This is a genomic window from Paenibacillus ginsengihumi DSM 21568 (assembly GCF_000380965.1).
Lineage (GTDB): Bacteria > Bacillota > Bacilli > Paenibacillales > NBRC-103111 > Paenibacillus_G > Paenibacillus_G ginsengihumi.
Map to the genome: position 1 here is coordinate 61,683 of NZ_KB905554.1, position 11,834 is coordinate 73,516.

An 11,834-nucleotide genomic window follows, 5' to 3' on the forward strand; every position below is an offset into this window, starting at 1 on the left:
GGCGCTAACCACTATCATGCCATATTTTCGCCGAAAGTTTAAGTTTTTCCGCAAAAAGGCCGCTTCGTCGCTTCCGGGACAAGTCTTGTGTGCTAATTTCCGGCTTGTCTGAATACATTTAGCCTAGACGACCTTTTGGGAGGGAGAAAAACCGATGAGTCAGAAGAAGTGGTATCAGCTTTCGGCCGAAGCAGCTTTAGAAGCGACCGGAACCCATCCGTCCAAAGGTTTGACTTCGGCAGAAGCGGGCAAACGGCTCGAATCGCACGGACCGAACGAGCTGGCCGACGGGCAGCGCGTATCGCCGCTTACGCTGTTTTTGAACCAATTCAAAGATTTCATGGTGCTGGTGCTCGTCGGGGCGACGCTGATCTCCGGCCTGCTGGGCGAGTACCTCGACGCCATCACGATTATCGCCATCATTGTCATGAACGGCATTCTCGGCTTCGTCCAGGAATTCCGGGCGGAGCGTTCGCTGCGCGCGCTCAAGGAGCTGTCGGCGCCGAGCGCCAAGGTGCTGCGCGACGGCGCGGCGGAGCTGGTGCCGGCAAGAAGCCTCGTCCCCGGCGACATCGTGCTGCTGGAGAGCGGCGACCGCATTCCCGCCGACATCCGCTTCATCGAGGCGTTCGGCGTCCATGTCGAGGAGTCGGCGCTTACGGGAGAATCCGTGCCCGTCGCCAAATCGGCCGAGCCGCTGGCTGGCGACGATGTTCCGCTCGGCGACCAGCGCAATTTGGGCTTTATGGGCACGCTGCTCACCCGCGGCACGGCCAAAGGCGTCGTCGTCCGCACCGGCATGGAGACGGAAATGGGGAAAATCGCCGATTTGATCCAAAATACCGAGGCGACGGAGACGCCGCTTCAGCACCGGCTGGAGCAGCTCGGGAAAATTTTGATCGTCGTCGCGCTGATGCTGACGGTGATGGTCGTGGTCGCGGGCATCGTGCACGGGCAGGAGCCGTACGGCATGTTTCTGGCCGGCGTCAGCCTGGCCGTCGCCGCCATTCCCGAAGGGCTGCCGGCCATCGTCACGATCGCGCTGGCGCTTGGCGTGCAGCGCATGATCCAGCGCAAGGCGATCGTGCGCAAGCTGCCTTCCGTCGAGACGCTCGGCTGCGCTTCGGTCATCTGTTCGGACAAGACCGGCACGCTGACGCAAAACAAAATGACCGTCACCCATCTGTGGCTCGGCGGACAGGTGCTGGAGGTGAGCGGGGACGGGTACGAGCCGTACGGCGAGATTGTGAGCGGCGGCGTGCAGGCCGATCTCCGCAACAATCAGATGCTGCGCCGGCTGCTGCAAATCTCCGTGCTCTGCAACAACGCGGCGCTGCACAAAGAGGAGAAGCCCGAAGGCAAGAAGAAAAAGGCCGAGGGCGGCTCGGTCTGGAGCATCAAGGGCGATCCGACCGAGGGGGCGCTCGTCGTGCTCGGCGCGAAGGCGGGGCTGACCGCCGGAGCGCTGGAGTCGCAGTACCGCCGCATCGGCGAGCTGCCGTTCGATTCGGAGCGGAAGCGGATGTCGGTCGTCGTCGAGCATTCAGGCGGACGCATGCTGCTGACGAAGGGGGCGCCCGACGTGCTGCTGCAGCAGTGCGCCTACGTGCTGTGGGACGACAAGGTCATTCCTTTCACCCCGACGCTGAAGCAAAAGGTGCTGGCGGCGAACGAGGGCATGGCCAAAAACGCGCTGCGCGTGCTCGGGCTCGCCTACCGCGAGCTGAAGGCGTCGGAGCAGCGACTGGACGACCCGCAGCTCGAATGCCAGCTCGTGTTCGTCGGCTTGACCGGAATGATCGACCCGCCGCGCAAGGAAGTGCGGGACGCGATTGTGAGATGCAAGCGGGCCGGCATCCGGACCGTCATGATTACCGGCGATCATCAGACGACCGCCGAGGCGATCGCCGCGCAGCTCGGCATCATGCCGCCGGACGGGCTGGCGCTGAACGGGCAGCAGCTGAGCCAGATGGACGACGACGAGCTCGACAAGCGGGTGGACAACGTGTACGTGTATGCCCGCGTGTCGCCCGAGCATAAGCTGCGCATCGTCAAATCGCTGCAGCGGCGCGGCCACGTCGTGGCCATGACCGGGGACGGCGTCAACGACGCGCCGGCGATCAAGGCGGCCGATATCGGCATCGCCATGGGCATCAGCGGCACGGACGTCTCCAAGGAGGCGTCGGCGCTCGTGCTCAGCGACGACAACTTCGCCACGATCGTGGCTGCGATCGAGGAAGGCCGCGGCATCTACGAGAATATCCGCAAATTCATCCGCTATTTGCTGGCCTCCAACGTCGGCGAGATCATGACCATGTTCCTGGCGATGATGGCCGGCATGCCGCTGCCGCTCGTGCCAATCCAAATATTGTGGGTCAATCTGGTGACCGACGGCCTGCCGGCCATGGCGCTCGGCGTCGATCAGGCGGAGAAGGATCTGATGCAGCAGAAGCCGCGCCCGGCCAAGGAAAACATTTTTGCCCGCCGGCTCGGCTGGAAAATTATTAGCCGCGGCATCCTGATCGGCCTGTGCACGCTGACCGCCTTCTGGATCGCGCTCCGCCAAGGCGACGGCAGCGCTGCGGCGCTGACCAAAGCGCAAACGGTCGCCTTCGCCACGCTCGTCCTGGCCCAGCTCATTCACGTGTTCGACTGCCGCAGCTCCCGCTCGATCTTCCACCGCAATCCGCTGCAGAACAAGTGGCTCGTGCTGGCGGTGGCGTCCTCGCTGCTCTTGATGCTGCCGGCGCTCTATGTGGAGCAGTTGCAGCCGATTTTCAAAACGGTGCCGCTCGGCCTGTACGACTGGCTTATCGTGCTCGTCTTCGCCGGGATACCGACCTTCCTGATGGGCCTCGGCAGCGTATGGAGCGGCTCGCAAGGCAAGCGCCGGCGCGCGTCCTACGGCTCCGGTCCGAAGCCGATCGGGCCGGCGGCGCGTTAATCGCTCCTCGCGCCCCGCAGGCTCTGCCGCAGCTTCTTGCGGTATTCCGACGGGGTGCACAGCATGATTTTGCGGAACACGCGGACAAAGTAACTGATATGCCCGAATCCGACATCCAGCGCGATGTCGGATATTTTATGCTCCGGCTGGCGCAGTAGCTCCGCCGCCTGCCTGACGCGGTAGGAGTTGATGTAATCTACCGGAGTTTGCCCGGTCATCGCCTTGAAAAAGCGGCAAAACTGGCCCTCGCTCATCGGGATCAGCTCCGCCAGCTCGCCGAGCCGGATCGGCCGGTGGTAGTGTTGTTGAATGTGCGCGATCACCTTCTTCAGCCGCTCCGTCCGGACGGTATTCTCGGCGCCGCTCCGGCTGCGGTTCTCCAGCCGGCCGGCCGCGCCCGCTTCGTACAGCATCAGGTAGAGATGCCCTTTCAGCGCCGCTTCATATCCGGGAGGAGTATCTCGGCTTAAAGCCATCATCGCGGAAATATGCGCCAGCAGCGGGGCGTCCGTCTCAGGCCGCATCCAGCGGGGCAGCGTTGCCGTTTTATTGTGCAGCGAGACAATCAGCTGCTCCTGCACCGCATCGTACCGGGCGCTGGCGAGCATGGCGGGATCGAACACCAGCGCGCAAAAGCGGCAGCCCCGCTCCCCCAGGGCATGCCCTGTGTGGACTTCGCCGCCGTCGATAAAGATCGCCTCGCCGGCCCGCAGCGGAAAAAACTCGGTATCGATCTGAAACAACACCTCGCCTTCCAGCACGCAGAACAGTTCCGCCTCCTTATGCCAATGCGAATCGACGACATGGGCGCCGGGGGGGAAATGATAGCGGTAAGCGGCGAACGGAAAGCGCTCGCTTCCGTGCTTCTGGTTTTCCTGCAGCGATTGGCGCAGTGTCTGGTCCATTCTCGTTCTCCCCTTCCAGCTTGAATGGGTGAAGCTTTGGCTTCATTTTCATCAAAATCGTGCTATAAAGCAATCGGATATTGTTAGAAATGCCTAAAATCGATCAGTATAATGACAATTATAACGCATCAAGCATCAAGGGAGGACGGTTTTGTCATGAAATTTACCGACGGCAACTGGCTTATTCGCGAAGGGTTTTCCGTGGCAGGGGCGGTTCAGGCGTACGATTGTGCGGTCAAGGGACACACGCTGGTCGCCTACGCGTCCACGGCGCCGATTCCCGGACGGGGCGCGACGATCAACGCGCAGCTGATCACCGTTCAGTTTCATTCCCCGGCTCCGGACGTCATCGGAGTGAAGCTGATCCACTACGCGGGCGTTCGCGACCGCGGGCCGGCCTTCCGGCTGAACAAGAACGAAGGGGAGCATGTCGTCATTGAGGAGAACGAGCACGAGGCGGTGCTACGCAGCGGCAATCTGAGCGTGGCGATTCGGAAGGGCCCGCAGTGGTCGGTTCATTTTTATCGCGGGCAGGAGCGCCTTACGGGCAGCCGCTTCAAATCGATGGCTCATATCGTGGAACATACCGGGCAGACCTATATGCGCGAGGAGCTGGATCTCGGCGTCGGCGAGTGGGTATACGGGCTCGGCGAGCGCTTCACTTCGTTCGTCAAGAACGGCCAATCGGTCGACATCTGGAATAAAGACGGGGGCACCAGCTCGGAGCAGGCTTACAAGAACATTCCGTTTTACATCACGAACAAGGGCTACGGCGTATTTGTCAACCAGCCGGATCGCGTCTCCTTCGAGGTCGCTTCGGAGAAGGTGAAGAAGGTGCAGTTCAGCGTTCCGGGAGAATCGCTGGAATACTTCGTGATTGACGGCCCCGACCCGAAAGGCGTGCTCGACAAATACACGGCTTTGACGGGAAGACCGGCGCTGCCGCCGGCCTGGAGCTTCGGCTTGTGGCTCTCCACCTCCTTCACTACCCGGTACGATGAGCAAACGGTGAATTCCTTCGTGGACGGCATGCTGGAGCGGGACATTCCGCTGCACGTATTCCATTTTGACTGCTTCTGGATGAAAGGGCTGAACTGGACCGATTTTCAGTGGGACGAGGAGGTGTTCCCTGATCCGCAGGGGATGCTGAAGCGTCTCAAGGACAAAGGCCTGAAAATTTGCGTATGGATCAACCCGTACATCGCCCAGCGTTCCCGCCTGTTCGAGGAGGGCAAGGACAGGGGCTACCTGGTCAAAAAAGAAAACGGCGACGTATGGCAGTGGAACATGTGGCAGCCGGGCATGGCGCTGGTCGATTTCACGAATCCGGCGGCCTGCGAATGGTTTGCCGGGTACTTGCGCGAGCTGGTCGACATGGGGGTCGACAGCTTCAAAACCGACTTCGGCGAGCGAATCCCTACCGACGTCGTCTATTATGACGGCTCCGACCCGCATAAAATGCACAACTATTACACGCTGCTGTACAACAAGGTCGTGTTTGGCGTGCTCGAGGAGAAGCTCGGGCCGAAGCAGGCCGCGGTATTCGCCCGTTCCGCCACGGTGGGCGGACAGCAGTTCCCGGTCCACTGGGGCGGCGATTGCTACGCCGATTACGAGTCCATGGCGGAAAGCCTGCGCGGCGGCTTGTCGCTGGGGCTGGGCGGCTTCGGCTTCTGGAGCCACGATATCGGCGGCTTTGAAAATACGGCGCCCGCGCACGTCTTCAAGCGCTGGCTGGCCTTCGGCCTGCTGTCGAGCCACAGCCGCCTGCACGGCAGCAGCTCCTATCGGGTGCCGTGGTCCTATGACGAGGAGGCGGTCGACGTCGCGCGCTTCTTCACCAAGCTCAAATGCAGGCTGATGCCGTATTTGTTCAGCGCCGCGGTTCAGGCCGCGGAGAGGGGCATTCCGTGCATGCGCGCCATGTTCCTGGAGTTCCCGGGAGACCCGGCCGTTGAAATGCTCGACCGCCAGTACATGCTCGGCGATTCGCTGCTCGTGGCGCCGGTATTCAGCGAAAGCGGCGAGGTGACGTATTACTTGCCGCACGGGCGCTGGACGCATCTCTTGACCGGCGAGACGGCGGATGGAGGGGCGTGGCGCAAGGAAACGTACGGCTTCCTGGGATTGCCGCTGTTTGTCCGCAGCAACTCCTTCGTGGCGCTTGGCACAAGCGACAGCCGTCCGGACTACGATTACGCGGCTGGCGCGGAGCTTCATCTCTACGAGCTGGAGAACGGCAAGGCGGCAGAGACCGCGCTGCACAGCATGGAGGGCGCCCGCGAGCTTGTAGTCCGCGCCAGCCGCGACGGAAACCGCATCGCCTTCACCGGCGCGGGCGTCGGCAAGCCTTTCTCCGTGAAGCTGCACGGCGCAGGGGAGATCGAAGCGGTCCAGGGCGAGGGGGCCGAATTGGCGGAAGGAGCCGTCAAGATCGCCGTCGGCCGGCATGAATTTTCTTTTACGGTCATTGTGAAAGCTTAGGGCCCGGGTGACAGCGGGGTTCATAACAGGAGGATAACAGCCCGGATTCAGCGCGAAGCTGACGCCGGGCTTGTTCCATCTGCAGGACAGGAGCGAGCGGCAGCCTATGCTATCCATTATCGTTCGGCTTGTGAATAACATGAGAATCCGGAATAAATTGATCGTTTCCTTTGTGATCGTCGTCTTCGTACCTGTGGCGATCGTCGGCGTTTTCCTGACGAGCGAGCTGCGGAAATTCGCTTTCGACAGCGCGCTGGAACAAGCTTGCCAAAATGTGGAGCGGGTCAAAAAGCGGGTAACCGAAACCATCAATGTGGCGGATGATTTGTCCTACCGGCTGTCCTACGATCAAAGGCTCAAAAATGTCGTTAACCGCCGATATGAGAGCGTTTACGACGTGTTCGTCGCTTACAGGGGATATCCCGATTTGCAGCAGGCGGTGCAGATGTACAAAGAAATTGCGAACATCCGCTTCTACAGCGATAACGAGACGATGCTGAACAACTGGCAGTTTATTCATCCCAGCCCGGAGATCGAGCAGGCGGATTGGTACATCAACGCCAGAAGCCGCATTGGCCTCATTCAATGGGACTATATCACCGATGAGCGGGATCAGCGGCAATACCTCAGTCTGATCAGGGGCGTCGATCTCGGGAGCAAGGACAACCGGGGGGTGCTGGTGATCAACGTGAATGCCGACATGCTGAACACGATTTTGACGCAGGAGGCGTTCGATACGTTCATCGTCGACGGCAAAAACCATATTGTCGCCTCCAATCTTCCGGAACTGTACGGAAAATCGCTGGCGGAAATTCAGGATGAGCGCGGCGTCATCTACAATCCGAAAGGGAGCTACGAATCGGTCATTAACAACAAGGCTTCCAAGGTGCTGATCGAACCGCTGAGCACGGAGCCGGGGGCGAACGGCCTGCGGATTATTTCCATCTTCGGCATCGAGAGCATTGTCCAGGAGGCCAATCGGATTAACCGGCTTGCCATGACCGTCATCCTCGTCAGCCTGCTGCTTGCGCTGCTGCTGATTTACGGCTTTTCGCACCTGATTTCCAACCGGCTGCTGCGGCTGAGCAAGCATATCACCAAGGTCGGCACGGGCAATCTCGGGGTCGCGATGGAGATCGACGGCAACGATGAGATCGGGCAGCTGGCGCGCCAATTCAATGCCATGGTCGCGAGCATTAACGAGCTGATGCGGAAGGTGCAGGAATCCAACCGGCAGAAGAGGCTGCTGGAGCAGAAGCAAAGCGAAATCAAGTTTAAAATGATGGCCAGCCAGATCAATCCCCACTTTCTGTTCAACGCGCTGGAGTCCATCCGAATGGAAGCCCATATCAAGGGCGAGGCCGAAATTGCCAGAGTCGTCCGCCTGCTCGGGAAGCTGATGCGCAGCAATTTGGAGGTAGGCAGTGGAATGACGACGATCCGGGAAGAGCTCGACATGGTGTTATGCTATCTCGATATTCAGAAGTTCCGCTACGAGGAGCGCCTCGCATTCGCGGTTCAGGCTGACGCCGAAGCTGCCGCGGTCCGAATCCCGCCGCTGATCATTCAACCGCTTGTGGAAAATGCGGTCATTCACGGGATGGACCAGAAGCAGGGCGGGACGACGGTCAGCGTCAAGGTAACTGCGGCGGACGGCAGCGTCCGGATATCCGTGGAAGACGACGGGGTCGGCATCGAACCGGGCAGGCTCGCGGCGATTCGCGCATTGTTGGAGGCCGAGGAAGAACAGGAAGGGGAGCGGGTCGGCCTCAAAAACGTGCATGTCAGGCTGCAGCTGACCTACGGCCGGGAAGCCGGCCTGCGCATCGAGAGCGAGCGGAACAGAGGAACCCGCATACATTTTTGCATACCGCTAAGGGGGATAAAGCGATGATCGACGTGCTGATCGTGGACGACGAGCCTAAATTGCGCGAAGGGCTGAAAAGCATCGTCCCGTGGAACGAGCTTGGCTACCGGGTTGCGGATACGGCCGCTAACGGACAGGAGGCGCTGGAGAAGCACCGGCTTCACAGGCCCGCTCTGATGCTGGTCGATATCCGCATGCCCGGGATGGACGGGCTGGCGCTGATCGAAGCGGTCCGGGCGGTGGATTCCCGCATTCATCTGCTGATTTTGAGCGGTTATGCCGAGTTCGACTACGCCCGCAAGGCGATCTCCCAGCGGGTTGACGGATATTTGCTGAAGCCGGTGGATGAAGCGGAGCTTGCCGGACATTTGGTCGCGATCAAGGAGGCGATCGAGCAGGAGTGGCTAAGGGACGTCGGGAGGAAGGCGGCGGAGGTGACCCGGGAGCTGCTGATCCAGTCGCTTCTAGCGGAGGAAGCGGCTATCGATGCGGCGATGCTGGAGCAAGCGGCCCGCCTGGGGCTGAACTGGGAGCGTTATCAAGTGCTGCTGATTGATGTCCTGGGGCAGGAATCGCCGGACGGGCCGGCGGCTGCGGACGGGCGGCTGAAGCGGGCGCTGGGCGAAGCGGTTGAGGAGCAGGGAGGCGGGGCGGTGTTTACGTACCGCTCCTATGTCGGCATGCTGCTGCCGCAGCCGCTCAGGACGGGATTCGCCTGCGCTGCGATGTACCGCCTTATCGAGAAGGCGGCGAAGCAGGCCGACACCGCCTTCCGGGCGGCGGCCGGCGAGCCGGTGCGCAGGCTGGAGGACATTGCGCTGTCGTGCCGCACCGCCGAGGACTTGCTGCGCAGCCGCTTCTTCTATCCGGAGGCGGAGCTGCTGTCGTCCTTCTCGGTCCGGTTCGCCAGCGATGCCGCTCACGCCGCGGAAGAAGAGCAAAGCTACTGCGCGGAGCGGTATATGAGGCAGCTCTACTATGCCGTAGATACGGCCAGCAAGGAGGCGCAGCGGAAGCTGATCCGCTCCGCCGCTTGCGCCATGGCGCGGGACGGTTATACGGAAGAGAGGATGAAGCAGGCGTTTGCGGAGCTTCTGGCAGCCATCTATCACAAGCTGGCGCTCCATGATGCGGAGCTTGGGGCTCGCGCCACCCATTATTCGGATCGCCTTGCAGCCATATACCGGCAGCGCACCGCCGAGCAGCTGTGCCGCCATTGCGCCTATTGCCTGGAGGAGCTGTCGCCAGCGGCCGGCAAGGGCGGACATGATCAGGACATGAAGCGGATTGTGGAGCTCATTCACCGAAACTACAGCGACAACCTGAAGCTGGAGACGCTCGCATCGGTGTTTAACTACAGCAGCGCCTATTTGGGCAAAATGTTTAAAAATGCGACAGGGGAATATTTCAACACCTATCTGGACAAGGTGAGAATCTCCAAAGCGAAGCAGCTGCTCAAGCAGGGCATGAAAGTGTACCAGGTCGCCGAGAAGGTAGGCTACGCCAATGTGGACTATTTTCACAGCAAGTTCAAAAAATATGTCGGCACCTCGCCGTCGCATTACCGCAAGGAGCCGCAGCCGTAGGCAATGTCTAATTTCTATATGATTTTTGGCGAAATCCTTCGGGTATTTCCCGCCTCCCGCTTCGTTTATGATCAAGATATCCGGGAAAGGAGGGGACTTTTTGAAAACGGTAACAGCCACGAGGAGCGAATCCCGGCCTGCCGCCATGCGCAAGAAAAGCTTCTGGACCATCTTCAAGGAGCAGAAAACATTGTACGCCATGTCGCTGCCCTTCATCGTCGTTGTGTTTATTTTTAACTATTTGCCGGTATGGGGATGGTTGATGGCATTCCAAAATTACAGGCCGGGAAAAGGGATTTTCGAGCAGCAATGGGTCGGTCTCGATCACTTCGTCGCCCTGTTCACGGACGAGAAGTTTTATCTGGTGCTGCGCAACACACTGGCGATGAGTCTGATGGGTCTGGTCGTCGGATTTACCGTTCCGATTGCATTCGCCGTGCTGCTGAACGAGCTGCGTGGAAGCGCATTCAGACGAACGGTTCAGACGGTTTCTTATCTCCCGCACTTCGTATCCTGGGTCGTCGTAGCGGGAATCGTCAGCAAAATGCTGTCCGTCGACGGAGGCGCTGTCAATCAATTGCTGATGGCGCTGGGCATCATCGATCAGCCGATCCAGTTCATGGCCCGGGGCAGCTGGTTCTGGTACATCGTCACAGGCTCGGACCTGTGGAAGGAGATGGGCTGGAACGCGATTATATACCTCGCGGCGATTGCGGGCATCGACCAGGAGCAGTTCGACGCCGCCAAGGTGGACGGCGCCAGCCGGCTCCAGCAGATTTGGCATATTACGCTGCCGAGCATTGCCCCGACCATCGCCATCCTGCTCATTATGTCGATCGGCCATCTGATCAGCATCGGCTTCGAGAAGCAGTTTCTGCTCGGCAATCCGCTGGTCGTCGATTATTCGGAGGTGCTCGATCTGTACGCGCTGAACTACGGCCTCGGCATGGGACGGTTCTCCTTCGGCACGGCGATCGGCATGTTCAACTCCATCGTAAGCATTATTTTGCTGCTGGCGGCTAACGGCCTGTTCAAAAAATTTACGAAGCATTCCATGATGTGAGGAGGCGGGAAGCGGCATGGCTCGCGCAAAAGCGGCATTCAAGCCCTCGCTCTCGGACCGGTTGTTCGATCTGGTCAACTATACCTTCATGACGCTCGTTATGATTGTTACTTTATACCCGTTCCTACATGTTCTGGCGATATCCTTGAACGACTCCGTGGATGCGGTGCGAGGGGGGATTCACATATGGCCGCGGGAATTCACCCTGGAAAACTACGCTCAGCTTCTCCAATACGAAAGCCTGCTGACCGGCGCCAAAATTAGCGTTCTCCGCACGGTAACGGGCACCTTTCTCGGTCTGCTGAGCGGAACGATGCTCGGTTATGTGCTCAGCCGCACGGATTTCCAGGGAAGGAAATTCATGTCCGTCTTTTTGGCCTTGACGATGTATTTCTCGGGCGGCTTGATTCCGGTATTTATTCTGATCCGCGACTTGAACATGATGAATTCCTTTTTGGTCTATATCATTCCCGGCATGGTCAGCGCGTTCAACGTGTTTGTGATCCGCTCTTATATCGACGGGCTGCCTTATTCGCTGCAGGAATCGGCGAAGCTGGACGGGGCGGGCGATTTTATGATCTATTACAAAATCATTGTGCCGCTGTGCAAGCCGGTGCTGGCGACCATCGCCCTGTTTGTGGCGGTCGGCCAATGGAACTCCTGGTTTGACACCTATTTGTATAACGGTCAGTCGCCTCATTTGACCACGCTTCAATTCGAGCTGATGAAGGTGCTTCAGAATACGCAGAGCCAGACCGGCAGCTTGGGATCGGGGCAGAACATCGCCGAAGTGGTGAAGCAGGTATCGCCTGAGTCGATCCGGATGGCCATTACGATGGTCGTTACGGTCCCCATCCTGCTCGTCTATCCGTTCCTGCAGCGCTATTTTGTGAAGGGGATGACGCTTGGAGCCGTCAAAAGCTAAAGCCGCGCCCTAAGCGATATGAACAGGGCCGGGCGTCGGTACACATCTCATTTGCCGAGG

7 protein-coding genes are annotated in these 11,834 nt (G+C 59.7%); 6 read left to right on the forward strand and 1 reads right to left on the reverse strand.

What is annotated here, in order from left to right:
- Window positions 1-154 precede the first annotated feature (154 nt).
- On the forward strand, window positions 155-2,944 hold the full coding sequence (locus tag F591_RS0105725; RefSeq protein WP_019533631.1) for a calcium-translocating P-type ATPase, SERCA-type: 2,790 nt from the start codon (window positions 155-157) through the stop codon (window positions 2,942-2,944).
- Here the strand turns inward: F591_RS0105725 and F591_RS0105730 are convergent.
- Complete coding sequence (locus F591_RS0105730) at window positions 2,941-3,849, reverse strand: AraC family transcriptional regulator (protein ID WP_019533632.1); 909 nt, start codon at window positions 3,847-3,849, stop codon at window positions 2,941-2,943. The genes F591_RS0105725 and F591_RS0105730 overlap by 4 nt on opposite strands.
- Window positions 3,850-4,005: 156 nt before the next feature.
- On the opposite strand from F591_RS0105730, the gene yicI reads away from it, so the two are divergent.
- From yicI to F591_RS0105755, 5 genes are all read left to right on the forward strand, one after another.
- Complete coding sequence (gene yicI, locus F591_RS0105735) at window positions 4,006-6,333, forward strand: alpha-xylosidase (RefSeq protein ID WP_019533633.1); 2,328 nt, start codon at window positions 4,006-4,008, stop codon at window positions 6,331-6,333.
- A 106-nt stretch (window positions 6,334-6,439) separates the two neighbouring features.
- Window positions 6,440-8,227 (forward strand): cache domain-containing sensor histidine kinase, encoded by a 1,788-nt coding sequence (locus F591_RS0105740; RefSeq protein WP_019533634.1) that lies wholly within the window; start codon window positions 6,440-6,442, stop codon window positions 8,225-8,227.
- A complete protein-coding gene (locus F591_RS0105745) occupies window positions 8,224-9,786 on the forward strand; it encodes a response regulator transcription factor (protein ID WP_019533635.1) in 1,563 nt (520 codons plus the stop codon). The genes F591_RS0105740 and F591_RS0105745 overlap by 4 nt, the downstream gene beginning before the upstream one ends.
- A 145-nt stretch (window positions 9,787-9,931) precedes the next feature.
- The gene (locus F591_RS0105750; protein WP_245580986.1) at window positions 9,932-10,849 is read left to right on the forward strand and encodes an ABC transporter permease; all 918 of its coding nucleotides are present in this window, start codon (window positions 9,932-9,934) and stop codon (window positions 10,847-10,849) included.
- Between the two features lie 16 nt (window positions 10,850-10,865).
- Window positions 10,866-11,774 (forward strand): carbohydrate ABC transporter permease, encoded by a 909-nt coding sequence (locus F591_RS0105755; protein WP_019533637.1) that lies wholly within the window; start codon window positions 10,866-10,868, stop codon window positions 11,772-11,774.
- Window positions 11,775-11,834 lie beyond the last annotated feature (60 nt).